Origin of the sequence: Brenneria sp. g21c3 (assembly GCF_040240345.1) — a bacterium.
Classification (GTDB): domain Bacteria; phylum Pseudomonadota; class Gammaproteobacteria; order Enterobacterales; family Enterobacteriaceae; genus Brenneria.
The window spans coordinates 288,673-313,210 of sequence record NZ_JBEIAB010000004.1; the positions used below are offsets into that span (position 1 = coordinate 288,673).

A 24,538-nucleotide genomic window follows, 5' to 3' on the forward strand; every position below is an offset into this window, starting at 1 on the left:
GCATCGCGAACGAAGAGGAATGAAACGTGAAAACCCGCAATGTCCAACAGAAGTCAACCGAGGAAGGACTGGCTCATGCAGAGAGCGTGAAGGGGGAACTCAAGACGCTGACCAAGGGGCTGGCGGTGCTGGATCTTCTGATTCACCGTCAGCAGGTGCGAACCGGCGATGTGGCGGAGAGTCTGGCCATCGACAAGAGCAGCGCCTCGCGGTTCCTGCAAACGCTGGCTATGGCGGGATATGCTCAGGCCGGAGAGCGGCGCAGTTTTATTCTTGGCCCCAAACTGGCCGGCAAGCCAACTATTCTCCGTCCGCAAAAAAGCCTGCGGATCTGCGCCCGGCCGGTGTTGGAGCGTTTGTCCGCCCTGACCGGCGAAGCGGTGCATCTATCGATCCTGGCCGATGAGAACGTCCTGTATCTGGATGCCATCGAGTCTCAATATCCGCTGCGGGTTGATAGCCGGCCCGGTACGCTGGCGCCGCTGGCGTATACCGCTATCGGCCGTATTTTTCTGGCGTTGGCGGATGCGCCATTACCTGAGCAATTGCATGCCCAGACTGTCCGCACCATTACCGATCCGCAACGTTTTCAAGCCGAATTGCAGAATATCGTACAGCGGGGTTATGCGCTGCATGATGAAGAGTACCATCTTGGCATTCGGGGCGCCGCCGCGCCTTTGCGCAACCAGAACGGGCTGGTCGTCGGCGCGGTCGGGGTGTCCGGGCCAAGCGTACGTATTCATAGCGAGGATCTTGACGCGCTGGGTAAACTCGTGGCGGGAGAGGCTGCAAAATTCGTCATGGAATAAGGCGGCGGGTTAGCTGTTTACCGCTTGTATCATGAACCGGGAGTGAGGAATATCGAAAAAGATTATCAAGTTGTTATATATGCAAATGAGAAAAAAGTTGTTGAATTAGGGATGAGTTACGGCAGACTTGAAAGGAACAGGGGCTGACCCACTCTCAACGAAAACGTGACTTACCATGAAACTAGATACTCAGGTTATCCATGCCGGACGCCATCCTGAAGATTTTCTCGGCGCTGTTAATACGCCGGTTTATCGCACCTCGACGGCTGTCTGCAACTCAATGGAGGAATGGGATCGCAAACTGCGGCAACAGGCTTCTGTCGATGAACCCGACCTGTTCTACGGCCGTTACGGCACCCCGACCAGCAAATCGCTACAGGAAGCGATTGCCGAACTGGAAGGCGGTTATAAATCATTGGTTTATCCTTCCGGTTTGTCGGCCTGCGCGACGGCGATCCTCGCGTTTGTCTCAGCCGATGAGCATGTACTGATTCCCGATAACGTATATGGTCCGTTACGGCAGGTTGCGCGCTCGCTAATGCAACGATTTCGGATTCATGTCGATTTTTATGACCCTGCGGCCGGCGCCGATATCGAATCTTTGTTCCGGCCCGAAACGCGGCTGGTCTACACCGAAGCACCTGGCTCGCTGACCTTTGAAATGCAGGATATACCCGCTATTGCCGACGTGGCGCATCGTCATAATGCGCTGGTCGTTATGGATAATACCTGGGCCAGTCCGCTTTATTTCCAGCCCTTCGCTAAAGGGGTGGATATTTCCGTACAGGCCGCGACGAAATATATCGCCGGCCACTCCGATGTCATGATGGGCGTCGTCACCGCGACCGAGGCAACCTATCCGCGTCTAAAATCCACCACCCATGAACTGGGGCTGATCGCCAGCCCAGACGATTGCTATCTGGCGCTGCGGGGACTGCGTACCATGCCTCTGCGCCTTGAACGCCATTGGCAGACGGGCATCCGCTTGGCGGAATTCATTGCCGGACAGCCGGAAGTGGCGCGGGTGATCCATCCGGCGTTGCCTGGCGACCCAGGATACGCATTATGGCAACGTGATTTCACCGGCGCTTCCGGGCTGTTCGCTTTCGAGTTACGGCCGGAAATGGCTGAAAAACGCAGCGCGTTGGTGGATGCGTTGCGGCTTTTCGGTATCGGCAGTTCCTGGGGCGGCTATGAAAGCCTGATCCTTCCGGTTAATCCCCTGCGGTCGGTTCATCTCCAGAAGCATTCCGGCACGTTATTGCGAATTCACGCAGGTCTGGAAAATGCCAATGATCTGATTGCCGATCTGGATCAGGCCTTTGCCTTTATTCGCCAGTCTTAGCCGTGTCAACTCCATCAGAATCATTATCAGTCAATAAATTATTTTAAAGAGACGAATACTATGCGGATTATCGCCTGTGGTGATTTACTTTTTTCCAGCCGTAATCTGGCCAAACGGCTGGATAAACGCCTTGTCGAGCGGCTTTCCGCTGCGGATGCGGTCTTTGCCAATGCGGAATTTTGCTGCCCGAAACCAGAGACGCCGCCTGCTGCGGGGAGAGGGTACATCACGTCGGTAAAGCCTGCGACATTGGATGAATTTGTCGATCTCAATATCAAGCTGGTTTCTTTTGCCAATAATCACACCGGCGATTTCGGCCCGCAAGGCGTGGTAGATACCCTGGAGGCCGCTGAACAGCGGGGATTGATCCACTGCGGCGTGGGCCGCAATCTTGCTGATGCCCGGTCGGCGCGCTTCCTTGATACACCCAACGGCAGGGTCGGCGTTGTGGCATTAAGTTCCACTCGCTCAGAGGTTTTTGCCGCCAGCGTCGCCGGGGCCGACGTCGCCGCTCGTCCCGGACTCAACCCGCTGCGTTGGGGACGTGCCTATGTCTTACCGGATACGGAATTCGGGCAGTTGCGGCAAATCACGGAGTTACTGGGTATTGCAGACAGCAACCGTGAAGGTCAACGCATTGAGGTCATGGCCGACCAAGGGCCGGATTATTTAAGATTCGGCTCTATTTTCGAGAGTTCGGTGCAGATAGAGCGCGGCGATGTGGCGCACGTTCGTACTTATATGAACGATGACGATCATGAGGCGATTTTAAAAAGCGTGCGCGATGCGGTACATCGTTCGGATGTGACTCTGGTCAGTCTTCACACCCATGAAGGTGAAAACGACGGCTGGTATGCGCCTTATCCGCCGGCATTTATCGAAGCGTTCGCCCGCAGCGCGATTGACGCGGGCGCGTCTGCGGTTATCGGTCACGGCGCCCATTTCCTGCGCGGAGTGGAAATTTATAAAAATCGGCCGATTTTCTATAATTTGGGCAGTTTACTGATGGAGTTCGAAGCCGGGGAGTCGCTCGTTGCGCCTGAAATGTATGCGGCTTACGGTCATGACCTGGATGCCCGACCTTCCGATTTGCATCGGGCCAGATCAATCAACAGCGCGGGTCAATTCGTTGGTTTTAACGCCGAATCCCGTTTTTCAAAAAACTGCCTGGCGCTGATGGATTACCAGTCGGGCGCGTTACGCTTCGAATTATTACCGATAGATCTTGGCCTGAACCGTGAACGCTCGCTGGACCGTGGTCTGCCGGTGATAGCTTCAGCTGAATTAGGACATGAAATCGCAGCGGATCTGACTCGCTTAAGTGGAAGATACGGCACTCAATTACATTACAATGAGGCGACCGGCACCATTACTATCGAGGTTGGGTAGGAGGTTGGTTGGGGTATGTTATTTAGCCTGTTTTGACGGATCAGGGCAGGTCAATTTTCTCTTTCCCGATTCACCGCGCCAACGGTATAGGGCATCCATCGTACTAACATAGGCATCGGGAAATGCTGCCAGTATTGGAGATCGCTACAGTAAAGAAAATTGACAGATTCGATCTTGAATTGAGGTTAACAAAACATCAATTACATTCAAATCTATTGCCTCGATAGCATAATCTATATCGATCACTAGCTCTTTAGCGTGAGAAAAAGACAGTCTGATGTCCATAGCTACCTGAGGCGTTTGTGTCTGCCCGGAATAATAGTCAATATAATCTCTGTGGGGAGGGAGACGCCACGATAAGCCATTCGTTAAAACAATAGGAAAGGGTATGCTGGTTTTAACTTGATCACAAATTAGTCTTGCAATTTCAATACCTGAAAATGAAACATGCTCCAAAGCATCCAATGTGTCTCTTTGAATTTCATGAGCGCTTTCAAAAAAAGATTTATCGTCTCTCTTATGGTAACCAATGGGTATAACCGTTGAATGATTACTTAATTGATTTTGGTACAAGGAAAACGATATGGGGATAGCCGCATAAATATGATTACTATTGCTTTGTTCCGCAAGCGCTTCGAGAACAATACTGTTCAATAATGCATTGGGTAGCAAGGATTCTTGTGTGGCTATTGATCTTAAAACATCCCAATGCTGTTTTTTAATAAAAACTGTTTTTCTGGCGTACTTCGACGTTTTAATCGACTCGAGATCCCTTTTCCAGGGGAAATCCAACGTGTTAGTCATTGTTCTTATTTTTTCTTGCCAAAAAAAAACGTCTTCCTGTTTGTTTTTATAAAAATCGAATTCTGACTGTTGACTTTTGTTTGTCTCGATTACTGCACTTTCCATTTGATATGAATTGCATAACGCATTGTGATAATGGTCAAATAATTCCTCTAGTAGGATTGAGATAGAGTAGCCATCTAAGATTAACGCATCGAAACTTGTTAATAATATACTGTTATAGTCACAACCAATATGTTCGGGTAGCAGAATAAGCCAAATATGCCATGGAGAATCCGCCAGGTCATGTAAATAATGTGAATGTGAGTCTATGAACTGATTGGCTTGTAATGTAGCATTTTCATATGACAAATCGCGGAAATTAATTTCCGTAAAATTGATGGTCCCTTTTTCTCGAGTAGATTGAGTAAATTCGTCAATATCAATCAGCGTCCGTAATGCAGCATGTTTTTGAACGAGTATTGTCAGGCTTTCTTGCAATAATATGCTATCAAGGTTTCCTCTGAAGACTCTAAAGTCATGCATGCCTACACCTCCCAGAGGGAGATAATGAGTTCTGCCAATAATGTAGGCTATTTGTAAAGGATTCAAAGCACTAGCAGGAATTTTCATTTGTTCTACCTTTTAAATTATCATTTCTCACATACATTTATAACGTGAAAAACAATTTTAATAGATAACCGCGACACGCTTTACTCTTTATCCTGGATAATTTTTGTCCATCCTTCAATCGTAGGCGAAGTTATAAATTCGGTGTATTTTAAACGTTTATTCGATATTTTAGAGAATGAATCAACTAATTGCATAATGGCTAGGGAATGAAGACCATACGCTATAAGGTTATCTTCTTTGCTAATACTACTTGCGTCAATATTTAATGTTTTGGATATTTCTTCGCGTACAATGTTTTCCATGTCAACCCTCATCAGCCATATATTCTAGAGTAGATAATTGCATTAGTTTAAAAGTGATAGCGGTATTTCTTACCTCTTGACTTTCCCAATAAGCGTATGTGGAAAGGAAGTAACTAATTCAATCTCGTCAGGAAGCTTATACTCAGCAACATTTTTAGATAGTAAGAATGTTCGAATGTCTGACAATGATATAGCGCTGTTTTTATCAAGAGAAATTAATTTAACTTTTATTTTTTCACCTAAAAGATCATCTTTAACGCCAACAACTGAAACATCTTTTACTAACGGATGAGAAATTATAAGGTTTTCCAGTTCGCTTGGGGATATTTTTTCTCCAGCCCTGTTAATTTGATTTTTTGCTCTGCCTGTGACTACTATATTTAAATCTTCATCTAAGTAACCAATATCCCCAGTAATGTAAAAACCTTCTTTGGTGAAGGAAAGTAAATTTATTTCTGATGCGTTATAATATCCGTTAATTGTATAAGGGCCTCGAGTGATTATGTTACCAATGCTGTTTGTTGGTAATTTATTTCCATCATTATCAACGATTAATATTTCGTCGCTTGGCGATAACTTTTTGCCTTGGGTATTAATGATTGTGTTAAGATCATCATTTAAGTGAGTAAAATTAACCAGACCTTCAGCCATGCCATAAACTTGTTGAAGTTTGATGTTCAGCGTATTTATCAGTCGCTCTGCGATCTTGGGTAATAACTCAGAACCGCCAACTTGTATCACCTCCAGGCTCGACAAATCGTAACTTTCGAGCAAGGATGAGTTTAACCAAAGAATAGCAAGAGAGGGTACCAGAGATATTTGGGATATTTTGTGGTGCGCTATCAATGGGAAACAAGTATCAGGACTGCCATTCTCAGCCAGCACAATAGTAGCTCCTGAATAGAGCGCCCCTAAAAACCCAGGGGAGCTCATGGTAAAATTATGAGAGATAGGGAGTACGATCAGCTGCTTGGACAAGGGATGCAATTGTGCTACTTTCGCACTTTCCCGTACCGAATATAAATAATCGTCATGCGTTCTGGGAATGAGTTTAGGCATACCTGTTGTTCCTCCAGAAAGCTGAAGAAAAGCGATACTTTCGGAATCAACTGACTCTGGACTGATGATTGAGTTAAATTCTGAAACCGGCACCATAAAGTCGATATTGTCATCGCTGTAAATAGTTTGCTGATATAGAAGATGTACATTCCTTTCAATAAATTTATCAATGATTGAAGTTACATCGTCTTTGATAGATCTGTTTTTAATAATTCTAATGTAGCCAATTGCTCCGCTACTTTTTGCTATATTTTCGATTTCATGGGCTCCGTGTCCATCAAGCGCAAATATAGGTCTTGCACCTGCGTAGTAAATACCAAATAGGGCAACAAAAAAAGCAGCAGTATTTGGAGATTGTAAAATAATAAAATCTTCTTTTTTGATCCCCTTCCATTTAAGATAGCTTCCATACTTTACTACTTTTTCATAAAAATCCTTATAAGTTATCGATAGGTCATCTTGAATGATTGCGATATTATTTGGATATCTGATGCAAGCTTCTTGAATAAAGTCTGTGTGCGTCTGGCCAACCCAATAACCAGACGCCTTATAAAGTAAGGCTCTATCCTTTGGAAAAGGGATGAACTTCCGATAGTTATTGTTTGGGGCCATCTGAAATACCTCTTTATAAAGATAAATATTTATAATGATTCAGAGTGTTGAATTACACTGTGTTAAGAGTGCTAGTTAAGTTATTTAGATTAGGTCTTTATCCAATAAGCTTTTACACGATTGTGTTTTCCTCTAAGATTTCGTTCATCCCGTAAATATTTTCTGACTGCTCTGGATTCTAAATTCTCGATTGCCCCCCAAACTGAATCAATTTTGGGTATGGATTGCAAAATTTTGATGACTTCTTGCCCTGTATCCTGAGCCGGCAATCGAAATAATTTCTGTGGATCAGGAACTATTGAGTCTGGTAAATATTTTTGGTCGGCAATATCTTGAGTTATGGAAATCACATAGGGACTGAGTGGGTTTTGCCAATTTTCTAACAAAGCTACGACTGTTGGTAATGAGGTTTCATCTGCTATCAGAACGACCTGGCCATCATCTATACCATCACAACGCTCTGGCATTTCTGAAATGCTATGAATGATATCGCCTTGTTTTAGGTTCTTAGCCCATATTCCTCCCGGTGTATCCCCATGAAGAAAAATATCTATATAGCCGATATCAAAAATAGTAGATTCGGTAGAGCTCTTTCTCGCTTTACGCAGTGTGTAGTAACGCGTATTTTTGGCGAATGCCAGCATACGTTCCATGCGCTGCTGAGAAGACAAGTTTTTTACTCTCCATAAAAATACTTTATAAAGCCATTGCTTTATTTTTGAAAGTTTTTCGCTATCTTTACGTATTTTTTTGGGGATGCTTTCCAGTTTCTTTAAAGATAAAAGATAGGCGTAGCCCGGCTGATTTTCGGGAAATGAAGCGGCGCTTTTTACAATGATTCTAATCATATTAAGACTAATCATTTCTGTATCAATGACTTCAAAGTACTGCTTTTTACTGCTGATTGGCGACTCTCCTAGCTTAACCATTGCGTTATAAGCAAGATAAAGTACGTTTTCTTCCAGATCGCCTTTTAGCAAGAATGGGATAAATCTTTCTTCGGAACCATTGTTTGCATTGATTGCGATGAGCATTCCTTCTTCAAAAATATCAATAAGTTTGACCGAATCGATTTGTTCGAAATTTGTATATCCACGAACAATACTTAAAATTTCTGAGATATGGTCGTCATTGATATGGTCGATAACATCTGTTTTTTTATCAACATTTTCAATAGGTGTATACTTGTTATGCATTTTTTCCTCTGTTAAAAAAGTAGTTAATTATTAATGGCATTGATTTTAATAGTGTCGGGTGATAATTCCTGAGGCCTTATTTTAACAACGATATATAGCCGAACAAATGAAAGAATCGCAGAAGCAAAAACTGAAATTAATAAAGCATACCACCAACCAAGAATACCCTGCGCTGGAAAAATATAGCCCGTTTCACTGAGTAAATAGCCGAGTGGAATAAATAACAGCCATGAAGTGGAAAATAAAATTATAAAAACGAAGAAGAAGTCGCTGAAGCCTTTCAACGCAAAGCAAAAGACATGGCTTAATCCTAAGCCAAAAACAACACATATCATATAAGGATAAATTTTATAAATTATCTGTAAAAGACTGTCGTTTGTTTTATAAAACCCCAGTATTTCAGGTGAAAAATAAAGCAGCAACATACAGATGATACTAAGAAAAATTATTGAAAGAATTACGCCAGCCAAAATAGTATGCTTTAATGGTTCTTTCTGATCTTGGTATTGTGCTACTAAAATAGCTATTGACCTGCTTAATGCAGTTACAATCACGAGTGATAATGGGATGACGCTATATACAATGCCGTTTGCGCCTGCTTCATTAATTCCTAATCTGGCTATCATCAGTCCCATAACAGCAACAGCAGCCCATTCTGAGAGATATGATAATGATATGGGTATACCTTTTATCGTGTTTCTAACCATCCGAATGATTGAAAGATTCAATCTTTTTATTGGGGTTTTCCAAATGATTCTGAAGTTTTTATATAGTAGTATAATGGGTAGTAAAATTAAAAATTTTGACCAGGCAAATAAAACTGAGGCTAATCCAAATCCCAAAATCCCCCAAGATTGTTGGATAAAATCAGAAAATACAAAAATATAAATGGATAAGCCTTTTATACATAGGCTGATGAATACAGTGAAAGTAGCAAAAACAGGAAATCCATACGATTCACTAAAATAATAAAAATTATTGAATGCGATCATGCCTAATATATAGGGTAGCAAGAAAATTAAATAATCTTGCACCATGGGAATTATAGTTTTATCTACGCCTATTAGATTGAGGGCGTAAGGCGTGAAATATATGAATATAAAAGAGATAATAAAACATAATAGAAAAGAAATAGTCAAAAACTCAATAATCAAATTAAAAATATCATCAGATCTGTTTTGTTGTTTTAAATATGTATATTGAGGCACTGCCGTATAAACAATGCCATTAATAATGGCCAGTGGTAAAACGCTTATCACTTTAGCAATAGAGATTGCAGCCAGGGTGGTTACATCATATTGACTACTGTAAATAGTATCAATTGTTTCAGAAAGAATGATAAAGGTGAAGGTAAAGGCTATCGGAACTGTGAGGAGAATAAGTTTTTTGCTTAATGCTAACAATGATATATCATTATTTATTGAAAGTTTTTCAATCATGAATAATGGTCCAATTAACTATCTTCATTAGAAAATATGCGATTTAAAAAGTATAAACAAAAGATAACAACGATAGCGGAAAGAATAAAAGAATATCCATCGCTGAGGGGAAGTTTTAAATCGACAGAGAAACGGAAAAGATAGACAGCAAATAAAGGGCCGACAATGGCGCAGATACTACTTATGGACTCTATTATACCCATCAACTGACCTTGTTCAGATACTGAAACTTTTGAAGAGTAAATACTGGTTATTGCAGAATTACTGATGCCAGCAAGGCCATAAAAAAATAGCGCAATATAAAATAGCCAACTATGTGCAGATAATGCTATCAAAACCAAGCCAAAAGCAAAGGAACCGAAACCAAGATAAGCGATTTTTTTATTACCCATGATAGGGTATAGTTTTTTTACTAAGTAGATTTGCACAATGAAACTAATTATACCCAATACTATAAATGAGTTTGAAACCTCACTATCATTCCAATTAAAACGATACTTAGTAAAAAATGACCACAGCGTAATGGGTACCTGAATGGCCATTACAAATAAAAATTGCACAATAAATAGATTTATCATCCCATTATATTTTTTGAAATACATTAGGGAACTGATGGGGTTTTGCGGTGAAAATGGACGTCTGTTTTTACAGGGCAACGTTTCTTTAAAAAACAAAATTATAAACAATACGCTAAATAAGCTTAAAATAAATGCGATATAAAAAGGGGCTCGAATGTTATATTGAACGGCAAAAGACGTAATGGTCGGGCCAAGTATCAGGCCCAGACTCATCGTTGCGAATATATAGGCATAGTTTTTCGTCTTGTTTCCTTTATTACTAATGTCAGCAATGCCAGCCAATGAAACTACAATTGAAGAACCAGCGATACCTGCGATAACCCTTGCTAAAAACAATAAAAATAAATCATTTGCAATAGCATAAAGAAGATAGTCTATAGAAAAGGCAATAAAGCAGATAATCAGTACAATCTTACGGCCAAATCGATCGGATATAGCCCCCATTATAGGGGCAAATATAAACTGCATGAGTGCGTAAGCAGCAATGAGCCAACCACCTATCACAGAATTACCGACCAGGGAATTTCCTGTGATAGATTCTAGTAAAGAAGGAATAATAGGGTAAATCAGAGAAATGCCGACTTGGTCTAAAAAAACCGTGATAAGCAAGCAGGTGAAGTTCATTCGCTGATATCTATTCGTGATCGCCATAAATATTTATCAGCCGGTTAAAATTTGGTTGTCAGGGTAAGCAAAAAGGTTCTTGGTTCCGCATGATCGAGTATGACCACATTGCTGTCATTATAATCACCGACACTCCAATAACGTTTATTAAATACATTCTCAACCATAAATGATAGCTTTGTTTCTTTGCCCAGGATTTTTTTTGATGAGATAGCTAATCCAAGGTCGACGCGTGTCCATGAGGGAACCTTGGTGGGGACTATTTCTCCTGTGTAAAAATCCTGGCCGTCGATAGTCGCTTTGCCTGTATGAATAACACTGCCCAGGAGGGTTAATTTATTCGTTTGGGGTATATCCCATTCTACATTTAGTTTACTGGAAAATTTAGGCGCAGGGAAAACGTCTGCATTACTAAAAGAGGTCTTATCATAATCAATGCGTTTTGACTTAATCCATGATGTGCTTGAGGTTAGACGTAAACCCTCGATAGGTTCGCCAAATAAATTGAACTCTACTCCTCGATTTTGTCTTTTTCCAACTGAGGAATATATTAAGCTATCATAATCGAGTAGACCACTTGCCTTTTCTATTTCAAAAACTGCGACGGATGCCAGATAAGCGCCAAATTCTTTTTTAATGCCAAACTCTTTCTGTTTACTCTTATACGGGCTCATCAACTCACCTGTGTTTTTGGCAGTGGTTGGCGCTATATCTCCTTGCGTAAGCGCTTCAATATAGTTTCCGTAAATAGAAAGGCCAACTGCCGGTTTAAAGACAAAGCCGACTGATGGCGTTAATGCAGTTTGTCGTTTTTCGGTCAAATTTCCATTTGCGTTCGTTTTGTTCTTGATTTCTTGTCGACGTACTCCTAGCGTGGTCTGAATCTTGTCATCCCAAAAGGTAATCGTATCTGCGATGGCGACACTGGCAAATCTGCTGTTAATTTTGTTTTTGATCACAGCGAGAGGAGAAGAACCGCTAATGTCAAACTCACAGTCCTGAACGAAATATATTGTAGAATTTTGGCAACTTGCTGGCGCACGATATAATGAGGTACCCACATTTTCTCTGTATTGAGATAGTGTACCCGCTATGGCCCATTTGTGAGTTGTGTTGCCTAAATAATAAAGACCGGTAGTGCCTAACTCACTACTCACCGTTTTACGTTTGGTTTTAAAGTCAGAGATTGAACCAGGTTTAAAGCTACCGATCTCTGCATTCGGATCCATACTTTTGGTGACGAACCAATTGCCCATATTTGGCGTGGTCAATAAGTTCGTTGAATAACCAATGCTGCCATAAGCCGTCGTTAAATCAGTTAAATCCGTTTCAATACGCCCCATAACCATACGATCTCTAACTTTTTGTTTAATCCAACGCTGGTCAAAATTTATTTTTCCATTAGGGGCCGAGGGGAGTTTGCCATCAATACTTGTTACGGCTTGAGTGGCATCGCTCATTAACACCCCTCGGTTAGCCGTCTGATTCGCGTTATTTAACATAGCATCTATTGATGCTCTGAATCGTTCACCATTGTAATCAAGGGCTAACGCATTCAATGCTACTGTTTCTTCTTGTTTTTTTCTAATACCGTCACCATCTCGATAGTCAGAATTAAAACGGATACCCCATTCGTTGTTCGACCCGAATCGGCGACCTATATCAGTATTAAATCCGAAGCGCTCTCGTGATAGGTAAGATAAACCGAATTCATTAAGAGGTTCATGGTCGGCTCGTTTGGTGGTTAAGTTTATGTCACCGCCAACCGAGCTGGTAATTGAGGCGCCCTTGAGCATTGCCGAGGGGCCTTTGGTCACCTGAATGGAGTCGATACCATTGGAAGGAATTTTATGATAGCCGGCCATGCCCGGTAATCCATTGATGCTGGTGCCAATGGGACTCACGAAGATGCCTCGAACCGTCATTGAATCTATCGCATAGGAATCACTTCCTAATGTATTGATTGAGGCATCATATTTATTAATAAATCCGGCAACGCTTCGCACCTGTTGCTTTTCAATAGCATCATTAGTATAACTAGTCACACTGTATGGATTATCCATATAGTCGAGATCGCCTAAGATACCCACGTTGGCCTCACGATTAACAACTCCGGCAGGAAGCGAGGTCTTCGGCGCTGTTACAATAATCGTATCGGATTCTTCATCGATACTGTCTGTATTGTCGTTTGCGTCATTGGCATAAAGAGGTATTGGTGAAAATAATGTAATGAAAAAAGATATTTTTAGTGTTGCTGTGAATTTTTTTTCAAACGTATACATGTCTTTTCCTCCATGGAACAATTGATAACTGATGACGGTTTATTGTGTTTTTACTATGATTAAACGCTTGATGAATTTGTGGGTGATAATTTTTACTTGAATATAAAGTGTGAGTGTGAGGATATAATTTCTATTATTCTTTTTGTATTTTCACTTTCATTTAAGTAGAAATGACCGCCAGAGATAGAGTAATGTCCGAGCCACGTTTTGCTATACTTAGCCCATTTAGTCATCATTTCCGGTGAAGGAATATCTGGATCGCTATCTCCGGCTATGGTTATTAATGGACAGTGAGTGAACACTGGCGCATCATCCATAAGAAAATCATTTAAATGAAAATCATTCCTCAGTATTGGTAAGAAAAAATCTAAAATATCATTTTGATCTAACAACTCTTGAGGTAATCCTGCATATTTTGAAACCTCCGTGATAAATTCTTTTCTCGGTAATAAATGTCGCTTTCTGCGTTCATTACTCAACGTGCCTGTTTCTCTACGACCACTGATTATGATCATTCCTAATCTGCTTTCTTGGCCTCGTTCTTGTAATTCTTTAACAATACGCCATGTCAACGCTGTTCCAAGGCTATGGCCGAATAAAATAAATTTTTTATGATTTTTAGTTAGAATTGCGTCAGTGATTTCATTCGTAACAATATTTGGATCATAAATTAGAGATTCACTAACACGAGTACCGTGACCGGAATATTCAACAGGGCATATATTGAGCCATTCAGGTGCGTAATTTACCCAATCGAAATACATGGAGGCACTGCTACCCGCAGACGGTAAGCAGTACATATCGATTAATCCTGTACTTTTCGTATTGATAGGGAAAATTTTATTTTTCATGTTTTTTAATTAAAATAAGTGAGTGTGGTATGTTCGTTGGCTAATTCCTTACGATGACCGCTTCCATCATGAAGGCTGCGACCTTGATACTCAATGGTAAAATATCGCCGCTCAACGGGGGCTGGCAGTGAGGTAACAAGCCGCCTTATCTTAATAAAATCAGCGTATGGATAGGGCCTCGCCGCAAGTACGGAGCTATTTGTACGATGGAAAAATATCTTTTGATAATAATTACTTCGACTATATTAATAGTTCTATCGCGATTGGCGGTAAGAAACAATTTTTACGACCGTCACCCTGAATCAGCAGGAAACTCCCGGACTGAACAGCTTCTTTTTTTATATCTTTATCAGCTAACTTTTCGAGTGATTACTTTTCTTAGACATCAATCTCTTATGCAAATCTTCAGTTTTCAAGCTACAAAGCTACCGCACCGTCCGCTGCAAAAGCGCACCGTTTTTTTGATAGAAAAAAACAATGTTAATTAAAGCATGTTGATTATCTTAGGTAACCTATATACCATTGTCAATGCGAATCGTTATCGTTTTTATTTTGAGTTGTATTATCATATGTGTGGGGTTGGTCACAAAACTGCGGATATTTTGATGCTATTTGCATATAGGGAATGATCGATGAGCCGTATATCGATTGTATATCCATCACGGCCGCGACGTTGATAGTTATAAAGACGTTGGCATAACAATGAATTACGATGGATATCTACCTGATATACCCAAAATTACCCCCATCGTTTCTGGCAGATAGGCTAATGCGATATTTCCAGCCGGGGTGCAATCATATGACGACGCCTCACTCCTGAGTGAGACCTTATTGCTTGAATTTAATTGCTTGATCTTAGCTAGCACTACTCTTCATTTACTTTTTTATGTAGATCATAAGGGTGACTGTATTATGGGAAATTCTGCTCAAGAAACGACAATTGCAATTGTAGGCATTGATGGTGTATTTCCTCAGTCGATTGATTTAGAGCAGTTTTGGCACCACTTAATCAATGGAAGAGAGCTGAGTACTGCACTTACTCGTGAGGCGTTGATTAAAGCCGGAGTTAATGGAAAGTTAATAAATAACCCTAATTATGTACCTAAAACGATAAAAATTGATGACGTTGATTGTTTTGATGCCGATTTTTTTTGCATTAGTCCACAAATGGCGAAAGTTTTTGATCCTCAAAACCGGAAAGTTCTTGAGTCTGTCTGGCATGCGATAGAAAACGCAGGTTATTCCCCAGGAAAATTGGGGAAAAATTATAATGTCGGGGTTTTTTCTGGAAAAGATTTTTCAGAATATCTACTTAATAAATTAATACCGGATTTTTTAGCAGGAAGCATTGATTCCCCCCAGCTTCTGGAAATTTTTACACAAAATGGTCAGGATTTCCTGGCTAACTGGATTGCGTACAAACTAGGATTTACTGGCCCCGTATTAAATATTCAAACCGCCTGCTCTACAGGGTTGTCAGCGCTGTCTGTTGCGTATCAAAATCTACAACTTAACCATTGTGATGTTGCTTTAGTTTCAGCTGCCAGATTAGAAATTGAAGGAAATGGATATTTATATCAGCCCGGTCTTATGTATTCTCAAGATGGGATATGCCGGCCTTTAGACGAAAAAGCAAGTGGAATTGTTGTAGGCAGCGCTGTGGTTTCAGTCGTGTTGAAACGCCTGCCGGATGCTCTATCGGATAAGGATCATATTTGGGGACTGATACGCGGCATTGGTATCAATAACGATGGTAATCAAAAACAAGACTTCATGGCACCAGGCATAGTAGGCCAGAGCAAAGCTATCAATACGGCTTTTACACGTTCAGGCTTGTCGCCTAATGATATTGACTATGTTGAATTGCATGGTACCGGGACCAAGCTAGGCGACCCGGTGGAAATAACAGCGTTAAAAAGAATCTATGGAGTGGATAGAGAGAATCCGCTGGTATTGGGTTCGGTTAAAGCAAATATTGGTCACACATCTTCATGCTCAGGGTTGTCGGGATTACTTAAAATCGTTTTGTCGTTTAAAAATAATGCAATTCCTCCCTTGGCCAACTTTGAGGTGTTAAATCCGCACATTAAGTTAAACCCTTCTCAGTTTATGGTTAATAAAGAGGTTATCCCCTGGACAAGTAACGGCATAAGACCACGTAGAGCCGCATTAAGTTCATTTGGATTTGGCGGTACAAATGTTCATGTTCTTCTTGAGGAAGCCCCTGAAAGCGAAAAAGAATATTCAAAATGTCATCAAAAAAATGCGATAGTGTTTGTTTCTGCCAAAAGTGAGTGGCAAGTCAATCAATTAGCCCGTCAAATTAAAAATTTTATTATCAGCAATAAATCAATGGCCTCTGCTGTGGCCTATACATCACTCATAGGCAGAGAACATTTTGAATTTCGCTCCGCTTGTATTATTCCCGATGAGGACGGCCTGGAATCCATCCTTTTTTCCCCGCCTAAAGCGATTGTTGATGAACCTGGCTACTGCTTGTTTTTCACTGGTCAAGGCGGTAATTTCACCCAAAAAATGGGACGCTATTTATATCATGAGTTCGCGGCTTTTCGACAGGCTATTGATGAATGTAAGTCTATATTAGGTGTTGAACTATCAAAAAATATTTGGCCGAAAAACGCCGATTTCTGGGATTTAAGCAAACCATCGATTCTACAACCCGCTATTTTTATGTTTCAGTATGCAAAAACAAAGTTATGGCAATCTATGGGGTTATCTATCAACTGTGTTATAGGGCATAGTATTGGTGAGATTGCCGCCGCATGTATTGCTGGTGCTCTGTCTTTAGAAGAGGCATTAACGTTATCTAGAATAAGAGGTGAGTCATTTGAAATAGTTCCCGTAGGGAAAGGCGGGATGCTGGTCGTTTTTGCAGAAGAAGAAAGCATGCCAATGCTTACCAACGGTTTAGTGATTGCAGCCTATAATGCAAAAAATATCCTGGTGATATCGGGCGCTAAAGGCGAGATAGCTCAATATAGTCGCCAATGTGCCGATGAGGGAATTGCTAGTTTAACGTTAAATGTAACTCACTCTTTTCATTCTCCGGTACTTTACGATGTCGCCTGTGAATTTAGAAAACGACTTAATCATTTTAACTGGGAGCACATTCGCACACCGCAATTACCAATGTATAGTACGGTGACGGGAGGCGTGTTGACTACGCCGCCGAATATTGATTATTGGATTCAACATTTGCTTTCTCCTACGTTATTTGATGATGCATTGACAACAGCCATGCAGGATGGCGTATTTAATATTGCTTTAGAAATAGGCCCGGCATCGGCATTGGCTACTTTATTAAAGCTAAAGAAAATAGAGTTTGTTGCTGCGCCTAAAGAATCATCTGATGAGATAAGTCATTTTTTAAATTCAGTGATAACATTATATCAATATGGATTTGTCCCTAAAGAATCTGGATTATATCCTAAACGGCTGTACAAAGTACCATTCCCCGGCTATCCATTTCAAAAAAATAGTTATTGGTTTAACCGGGATGCTGACGCCGGCATGGGTGATGGTGATAAAAATAACGCAAGCGTTCTCCAGCAACGCCCTGACGAAAGCATAGATGTTGCCAGTCTAACCCAAGAGAATTTACTTAATTTGATCTGTATTCAGTGGCAAAAAAACCTGGGGTGTAAAAAAATCAGCGCTGATGATGACTTTTTCTTATTAGGCGGGACTTCTCTGGTTGCTATTCAAATACAAGCCGATTTACGAAAATCGCTCAATATTTCTATTGGCATGCTTGAGTTTATGACATCGCGGACGCCCAGGAACTTATGTCACGAGCTATGGAGAATTCTACGTGAGGGCGAAAAAAATGTTTAATTATCCAAAAAACAAATCAGCTAGTAATAATGCGTCCTTACCTAAAGCTCAATTGGCCAGGCGTAACCCGGGCAATGGAATCCACAAGAAATATGATTCGCGGCCGCTGTATCGACAATTGGCAGAACGGCTGGCCCAGCCTAATCAGTCCGGCAAAGCGGCTGTCATCGCCGGCGACGGGCAACTTGATTATCAAACGCTCTATGAACAAAGCAGCCGCCTGGGTTGGCATTTGAGCCGACAATTTAAGCCTGGCGCACCCCAGGCCATTATTGCGATCTTGCTGCCGAAAAGCCGTCTTCAGATCGTTTCTGTCTGGGGCGTGCTGGCGTCCGGTGCGGCGTATTTGCCGTTAGACATAGAGCAGCCGGCGGAAAGATTGCGGACTATCTTATCCGATGCCCGGCCTGCCGTGGTGATTGTCGATGGAAGCACCCGGCACAGGCTGAACGATGTCGCCGGTGTGAGCCTGCTGGATTTGGATGAACAGCGCGCATTAATTACGGAAGGAGCCGTGCCGGCGGCGCCGGACTTGCCCGGATACCGCAGTGCCGAAGATGACCTGGTCTACGTGATATACACCTCAGGTACGACGGGGATACCGAAAGGGGTCATGATTGAGTCCCGCGGCGTGCTTAATGCTATCGATTACAGCCGCAGGGTTCTGTTTGGCGCGATAGATAATCTGGTCATTATGGGGGTTTCGGCATTACATCATGATATGTCGGTATTCGATGTATTAGGGGGCATGGTGAGCGGCGGCCTGCTGGTGCTGCCGGATGAGGCGGAGAGAAAAAACCCGGAAGCGTGGTCGACGCTAATAAATGAACACCGGGTTAATAGCTGGGTCTCCGTGCCGGCGATGATGGAGATGCTGTTAACGTGGAGTGACCATAAAAAATATCATTTCGCCAGCTTGCAGGTCGTTTTGCTGGGCGGCGATTGGATACCGTTAACGCTGGCGGAGCGGGTCAGGGGGGCGAGCTCGGAGCAAACAGCGCTCTACAGCGTGGGCGGGCCGACCGAAACGACGATGTGGAACATCGCGCAGGCGATTACAGAGGAAGAAGGCTGGTCAAGTGTCCCCTATGGCCGTCCAATTGCGAACTGTACCTACAGGATACTCAATGCGTCACTGGAGGATGTTCCGGACTGGGCGGTAGGTGAAATGTATTGCGGCGGCATCTCACTGGCCAGGGGCTATCTTAATGACGAAGCGCGTACGCAAGCGCGGTTTATTACGCATCCGGAGAGTGGGGAGCGCTTATACCGAACGGGGGATTTAGGTTTTTATCATCCGGATGGTCGAATTGAATTTGTCGGTCGGCAGGACGGTCAGTTAAAGGTCAGGGGCAATCGGGTAGAGGCCGGGGAGGTCAGGGCCAGGCTGGAAACGTGGCCGGAGATTTCACGCGCCCTGGTGTATCTGTATGAAGGGAGTCTGACGGCCGCGCTGTTGCTGTATCCGGGTCAGGCGAGATTGAATAATGACGAGTTATATCGACGCGCGAAGGCAGAGTTGAGCGCGGCGATGGTGCCTGGGATTTGGCTGCAACTGTACGCGCTGCCGTTGACGACGAATGCCAAAGTGGATATGCAGGCATTACTGGAAAAGACAAGGCGTTTTATATCGACAGGCGACACGGCAGAAGAGCAGGGAAATGGGATAAGGCCCTTAAGTCGCATAGAGTCGCGGTTGGCCGGGTTGTGGGGAGAGTTGTTGGGTCAGCGGCCAGAAAATCCGGATGATAATTTTTTTGCGCTGGGCGGTGATTCATTATTATTAATCAGGCTGTTGGCGAAAATACAGAAAACCTTTGATGTTACTGTGTCCTTGCCCGATTTATTAACTCATTTGAAAATACATGAACAAGCAGATATTTTAAAAGATAAAGAACTTAATCCTAATTTAGATTTAATAGTGCGGCCTGATATAAGTGATGAAGACTTGATTCCATTATCTTTTTCACAAAAAGGATTGTGGTTTCAAATCGAGTTGGATGCATCATGTGCAAAGGGGAAGTACAATATCCCACTGTGCTTTAGTATCCGGGGAGAACTGGATACGGTGAAGTTTGAGTATGCAGTTTCACAGGTTATTAACCGACATCGTTTATTTGGCTGCAATATTGTCCCCGATGAATGGGGGGGTGGTGACGTATTTGTTAAATCCAATTCCAACGCTGTCTATTTACAGTTTTCTGATCTTTCTCATTTTCCGCTTGGCATCAAAAAGAAAAAATTAATCAATATTGCTAATATTGAATATGAGCGAAGTATAGATTTGCAGAAAACGCCATTGGTTTATTTACATTTAGCTAGGCTGTCTGGCGAAGAGCATTATTTTTACATGACGATCCACCATATCATTTTTGATGGTGTTTCTTGCGATGTATTTATCCGGGAGCTTATGGATGTTTACACGGATAAACCGTTGTCTCCATTAACACTGGACTATCTGGATTATGCTAAATGGGTGAATAGTTCGACATACAAAGAAAATCTAATACCTGGACTGGATTATTGGCAAAGCAGAATGAATGGTTTTGAACCGCTAGAATTACCTTATTTAGCACCAAACTCAAATGACGCAATAAATGGTTCAATATTTCACCAGTTTTCTGACCAAGATGTGCAGCGCTTAAAAGAATTGGCTAAGAAGCATAGCACAACATTATTTACCGTATTTTCAGTAGTGTTGCAAATAGTTTTAGCAAGATTCAGGACCAATGGCGACGTTGTATTTGGTACATATGTATCAAATAGAGTTCATGATGAGTTTAGCCATACAATAGGATACTTTATTAATGCATTACCCCTACGGTTTGATTTCGATATCGATCGTTCCATTGCTGAAACAATATCCGACAGTCATAAACAGATCATCCAGGATTTTTCCTGGCAGCATATTCCATTTGAGGCGGTCGTTGAAAGATGTAATCCAGCACGAGAAGCCGGTCAGCATCCTTTTTTTGATGTGGCCCTGATTTTTAATGATAATGTTCTTGAGCGTGAATATCAGCAAGATAATATCTGTATTAAACTGGAGGCAGGAAGCGATCGAGGGATGAGGTCACACCGCACTGATATAGAGTTTTGGGTGTATCCCGTTGAAAATAGTCTGTTATGCGAAGTTAATTATGAAAAAAATAAAGTGGGCGACAGATTAGCGCTGGCGATATCAGATACATTTCAATATTTATTGACAACAATTTATAGTATTAACTCATCCACCCCTCTTCGAACGCTGTCATTATTTCCTGATGGCTACAGGCCGTCAGTTATAAACGGGCCAACAGTTTCTTTTGAAAATATACCAATCAGTGAGCTGTTTGATAAGAAAGTTCAGGCGTGTCCTGATGAAATTATTTTCACTGATCAAGGGATTAATTATTCTTATGCTGACTTAGCTTGCTACAGTAACAGTCTGGCCTATGAACTTATTCGGGAAGGCGTTCGGCCAAAGGACAGGGTCAGTATCTTGGTACCTTATAGCATATCTCTTGTCATTTCTGCATTGGCCGTACTAAAGGCGGGTGGTACTCTGCTGTTGCTTGATACCAGTGATTCGCGAGAACGGATAGGCGAGTTAATTGAGAAGTCCCAATCAAGATTAGTTCTTGCTAAGGAAGGCTATCTCCCGCCTAATGGACGAGTCTTTTTGATAGATAAAGTGGACACAAGCATTATTACCAGGCATTTTGCTTCGTTAGAAACGGAACTTATCTATCTAACTTACACTTCAGGTTCTACTGGAACCTCAAAAGCTGTTGAGGGTCATAGATTTGGACTGTTGAATCGTATTTACTGGATCGGAAAAATCTATCCAAATAATAAAAAAGATAAGTGTATTCTCAAGACATCAGTTAGTTTTGTTGATATTTATGCAGAATTATTTACACCACTAATCATGGGCGTTCCGTCAATTATTGCGGATGATGATACCCGAAAAGATCCGCGGAAGCTAATTGATTTCATTCGCACGAATAACGTTACTAATGTTACTTTGACGCCCACGTTTTTATCCGAAATATGTGGGGAATTAGAACGGGATAAAACATTATTACCAGAGTTGAGATTGATTTTTTCCAGTGGGGAAATCTTATCTTTCTCTTTATCATTGCGAGTAAATAAATATATTCCAATGGCCAGGCTTATTAATATTTATGGCTCATCTGAAATGAGTGCGGATATTACTACCTATGAGGTTAAAGGTGATGAGATTGGCCTGATACCTGTTGGTACGCTGTTTAGTAATACTTTCGCAAGAGTTGTTAATCAAGATGGAATCATTTTGCCATATGGATTCATCGGGGAAATATATGTTGGCGGGGCTATTCTTACAAATGGCTATGCTATTTCATCTATCGAACAGCAACAGAATTTTTTTGAAGAAGGTGATAGGCGGTGGTTTAAAACAGGTGACGTTGGTTTTATAAATCAGTTTGGCGATTTGGTTATTTTAGGCAGAACAGATGATCAAATTAAAATTCGAGGAGTAAGAATTGATTTACGAGCTATAGATGATGTTGTACTGAGTTGCGAAGGTGTTATCTCCGCTTGCTCGGCCAGCGTCATGACCCACAGAGGAGATAAGGTTCTTGGCATACTTATTGTAACAAATAAGAATATGACGGCAGACCATATCTACAATCAGTTGCGTTTTAAATTACCTCGATCTTCTATGCCCAGCATTTTATTAAAGGCTGATTCGATCCCCAAACTGCAAGGGGGGAAGGTGAACAGAAAAGCGGTTTCAAAAGAGTTGGCTGATCATTACTCATCAATGGAAAGTCGTGATTTTATTATGCCAAAAACTACTCTGGAAAAAAATATTGAATCTGTTTGGCAGGAATTGCTGGAAATTGATACTGGGATCAGTAGAGACCAAAATTTCTTTATGCTTGGTGGCCATTCTATTTTGGCAACTCGTTTGCAAAATCGTTTGAGAACGTATTTTAAGGTGGAGCTTTCGCTGGTGGATATTTTTAACCGACCTACGATTGCGGAACAAGCTGAATTAATTCAAAGCCTTCCTTCTACTTTAGATGCTAACTGGGTATCGATAGGTAGAACTGGGTATCATTCCTTATCAGATAATCAGCTAGGTACCTGGTACATTAGCAAGATAAGCCGCAATCACAATTTATCCAACAATCTTGGCATGATGTATCTTGTTATGGGCGACATCAATCCACAAAGATTACAAAATGCGCTCAATCGGTTGGCTGAACGGCATGAGGTTTTTAGAACATCTTTTAGCATAGTAGATAATATCCCTAAAAAGATGATTAATTCCTATGGGTTAATTAATCTTGAATATAAAATGTGTGATGACGTGATGGAGTCATCAGTAATTGAATATAACCGCTTGATTGGAAACGAGTTCGATCTAACTACACCTCCTTTAATAAAAATAATGCTTTTAGACAGCAAGGTACAGTCGCCCAACAACCATGAAGTTAAACAGATATTAATCTTATCAGCTCATCATATTATCCTGGATGGGTGGTCACTCAGAGTTTTTTTCAGAGATTTGAATAAATTATATAATGATGTTGAGCTTGAACCCTTAGCATTTCAGGGGATTGATTATGTTGATCTCATGAATAATAGCTCAATACTTAAAGAAGAATTTCAGCGGTTAAGTGAATTTTGGCATAGCCATCTGGAAGGTATTCCACAGTGCCTGGATTTACCATTGGATAACGAGAGAGAAAAAAATATTGATTTATCCGGATCAACAATCTGTGCTGATCTGGATAATAACCTATTCCAAGATGTCAATAAATTGGCAATTGAAAGGAAAGTTGGGAAATATCACGTATTTGTCAGTGCCTTTATGATGACGTTATCTTATTGGTGTAATCAAACTGATATACTGGTAGGCGGGGGGATATCAGGGAGATATGATAAGAAATTAGATGATGTTATTGATTTTTTTAGTGACATTCTTCCATTAAGAGGTATGGTTAATTTAGATGAATCACTAGCTGATAACTTTGATAGGTTGATATTATCGATATCTGAATCTATCAAACATCAAAAATTTTCTTTTAATAAGATCGTACAACAGATAAATCACCCAAGAACTCCTTTTTATCACCCGGTAGTTCAGGTTATTTGTACTCATCAAAATTTAACGGACGATGTTGATTTTGGTGACGTTCCATTAGAAATTTTTATACCTAATAATCACCTAAAGAAAAAAGTAAGATTTGATATTAGCATGTTTTTATTTGAATATAAAAGAAGTATGAAACTGGTTGTTGATTACTCTGATAGACTTTTTACGAAGAAGAGCATTGATGCTTTACTTTATTCATATATTCAAGTTTTAAAGGCTATTATTAATACGCCAGAAAAAAAATTGAGCGTTTTACCGTTGTTTCAATCGGTTAATCTACTGAAAAAAGATAATTCGAATGACGACCAATCTTCTGAAAGTCAACTATTGGAAGTGAATGTTAAAGAACGTACCGGTATGGATAGGCTGGCATTACAAAAAAATAGGAAAGAAATATTAAATCTATTGATCAAGGGTATGCAAGATATCTTACAAAGGAAAGTGCGTACTGATATCAGTATGTTTGAGCAAGGTGGGAATTCAATGAGTATTATTGCTTATCAGATATACATTCAGAAAAATTTATCAATCGATATTGATATCGGTATTTTGATAGGTTACCCGACTATTGATTTATTAGTTGACTATATATTTGAGGAATTAAAACTAACCGATGATTGAAAATGAGAGGGTGGGATTCTATTCGCTATAAAA

General features: G+C 41.3%; 13 protein-coding genes. 5 read left to right on the forward strand and 8 right to left on the reverse strand.

Annotation, left to right across the window (positions count from 1 at the left end):
• Positions 1 to 26 precede the first annotated feature (26 nt).
• The 3 genes from ABRZ28_RS08700 to ABRZ28_RS08710 all read left to right on the forward strand — a co-directional run bounded on the left by ABRZ28_RS08700 (position 27) and on the right by ABRZ28_RS08710 (position 3,543).
• Entirely contained in the window at positions 27 to 809 is a 783-nt protein-coding gene (locus tag ABRZ28_RS08700; RefSeq protein WP_330520030.1) for an IclR family transcriptional regulator, read from the forward strand.
• A gap of 175 nt (positions 810 to 984) precedes the next feature.
• A complete protein-coding gene (metC, locus tag ABRZ28_RS08705; RefSeq protein ID WP_330520031.1) occupies positions 985 to 2,154 on the forward strand; it encodes a cystathionine beta-lyase in 1,170 nt (389 codons plus the stop codon).
• A gap of 60 nt (positions 2,155 to 2,214) precedes the next feature.
• Positions 2,215 to 3,543, forward strand: a complete 1,329-nt coding sequence (locus tag ABRZ28_RS08710; protein WP_330520032.1) for a CapA family protein — start codon at positions 2,215 to 2,217, stop codon at positions 3,541 to 3,543.
• A gap of 144 nt (positions 3,544 to 3,687) precedes the next feature.
• Here ABRZ28_RS08710 and ABRZ28_RS08715 read toward each other — a convergent pair whose 3' ends face one another.
• From ABRZ28_RS08715 to ABRZ28_RS08750, 8 genes are all read right to left on the reverse strand, one after another.
• Entirely contained in the window at positions 3,688 to 4,959 is a 1,272-nt protein-coding gene (locus ABRZ28_RS08715) for a condensation domain-containing protein (RefSeq protein WP_330520033.1), read from the reverse strand.
• An 80-nt stretch (positions 4,960 to 5,039) separates the two neighbouring features.
• The gene (locus ABRZ28_RS08720; RefSeq protein ID WP_330520034.1) at positions 5,040 to 5,261 is read right to left on the reverse strand and encodes a phosphopantetheine-binding protein; all 222 of its coding nucleotides are present in this window, start codon (positions 5,259 to 5,261) and stop codon (positions 5,040 to 5,042) included.
• A gap of 69 nt (positions 5,262 to 5,330) precedes the next feature.
• A complete protein-coding gene (locus ABRZ28_RS08725) occupies positions 5,331 to 6,932 on the reverse strand; it encodes a (2,3-dihydroxybenzoyl)adenylate synthase (protein ID WP_330520035.1) in 1,602 nt (533 codons plus the stop codon).
• Positions 6,933 to 7,021: 89 nt separating this feature from the next.
• Positions 7,022 to 8,128 carry a siderophore-interacting protein gene (locus ABRZ28_RS08730; RefSeq protein WP_330520036.1) on the reverse strand — a complete coding sequence of 369 codons (1,107 nt, stop codon included), beginning with the start codon at positions 8,126 to 8,128 and terminating at the stop codon, positions 7,022 to 7,024.
• A 23-nt stretch (positions 8,129 to 8,151) separates the two neighbouring features.
• Positions 8,152 to 9,567, reverse strand: a complete 1,416-nt coding sequence (locus ABRZ28_RS08735; RefSeq protein WP_330520037.1) for an MATE family efflux transporter — start codon at positions 9,565 to 9,567, stop codon at positions 8,152 to 8,154.
• A gap of 14 nt (positions 9,568 to 9,581) precedes the next feature.
• A complete protein-coding gene (locus ABRZ28_RS08740; protein WP_330520038.1) occupies positions 9,582 to 10,796 on the reverse strand; it encodes an MFS transporter in 1,215 nt (404 codons plus the stop codon).
• Positions 10,797 to 10,813: 17 nt separating this feature from the next.
• A complete protein-coding gene (locus ABRZ28_RS08745) occupies positions 10,814 to 13,051 on the reverse strand; it encodes a TonB-dependent receptor (RefSeq protein WP_330520039.1) in 2,238 nt (745 codons plus the stop codon).
• A gap of 92 nt (positions 13,052 to 13,143) precedes the next feature.
• Complete coding sequence (locus ABRZ28_RS08750) at positions 13,144 to 13,902, reverse strand: thioesterase II family protein (protein ID WP_330520040.1); 759 nt, start codon at positions 13,900 to 13,902, stop codon at positions 13,144 to 13,146.
• Positions 13,903 to 14,733: 831 nt separating this feature from the next.
• Here ABRZ28_RS08750 and ABRZ28_RS08755 point away from each other — a divergent pair.
• The gene (locus ABRZ28_RS08755; protein ID WP_330520041.1) at positions 14,734 to 17,757 is read left to right on the forward strand and encodes a beta-ketoacyl synthase N-terminal-like domain-containing protein; all 3,024 of its coding nucleotides are present in this window, start codon (positions 14,734 to 14,736) and stop codon (positions 17,755 to 17,757) included.
• Positions 17,750 to 24,505, forward strand: coding sequence for a non-ribosomal peptide synthetase (locus tag ABRZ28_RS08760; RefSeq protein ID WP_330520042.1), 6,756 nt, complete (start codon positions 17,750 to 17,752; stop codon positions 24,503 to 24,505). Before ABRZ28_RS08755 ends, ABRZ28_RS08760 begins: the two co-directional genes overlap by 8 nt.
• Positions 24,506 to 24,538: the final 33 nt, after the last annotated feature.

Excerpts from the sequence above, each read along its gene's own strand:
- metC (WP_330520031.1), top strand. The coding sequence starts at position 985 with ATGAAACTAGATACTCAGGTTATCCATGCCGGACGCCATCCTGAAGAT.
- ABRZ28_RS08710 (WP_330520032.1), top strand. The coding sequence starts at position 2,215 with ATGCGGATTATCGCCTGTGGTGATTTACTTTTTTCCAGCCGTAATCTG.
- ABRZ28_RS08715 (WP_330520033.1), bottom strand. The coding sequence starts at position 4,959 with ATGAAAATTCCTGCTAGTGCTTTGAATCCTTTACAAATAGCCTACATT.
- ABRZ28_RS08720 (WP_330520034.1), bottom strand. The coding sequence starts at position 5,261 with ATGGAAAACATTGTACGCGAAGAAATATCCAAAACATTAAATATTGAC.
- ABRZ28_RS08725 (WP_330520035.1), bottom strand. The coding sequence starts at position 6,932 with ATGGCCCCAAACAATAACTATCGGAAGTTCATCCCTTTTCCAAAGGAT.
- ABRZ28_RS08730 (WP_330520036.1), bottom strand. The coding sequence starts at position 8,128 with ATGCATAACAAGTATACACCTATTGAAAATGTTGATAAAAAAACAGAT.
- ABRZ28_RS08735 (WP_330520037.1), bottom strand. The coding sequence starts at position 9,567 with ATGATTGAAAAACTTTCAATAAATAATGATATATCATTGTTAGCATTA.
- ABRZ28_RS08740 (WP_330520038.1), bottom strand. The coding sequence starts at position 10,796 with ATGGCGATCACGAATAGATATCAGCGAATGAACTTCACCTGCTTGCTT.
- ABRZ28_RS08745 (WP_330520039.1), bottom strand. The coding sequence starts at position 13,051 with ATGTATACGTTTGAAAAAAAATTCACAGCAACACTAAAAATATCTTTT.
- ABRZ28_RS08750 (WP_330520040.1), bottom strand. The coding sequence starts at position 13,902 with ATGAAAAATAAAATTTTCCCTATCAATACGAAAAGTACAGGATTAATC.
- ABRZ28_RS08760 (WP_330520042.1), top strand. The coding sequence starts at position 17,750 with ATGTTTAATTATCCAAAAAACAAATCAGCTAGTAATAATGCGTCCTTA.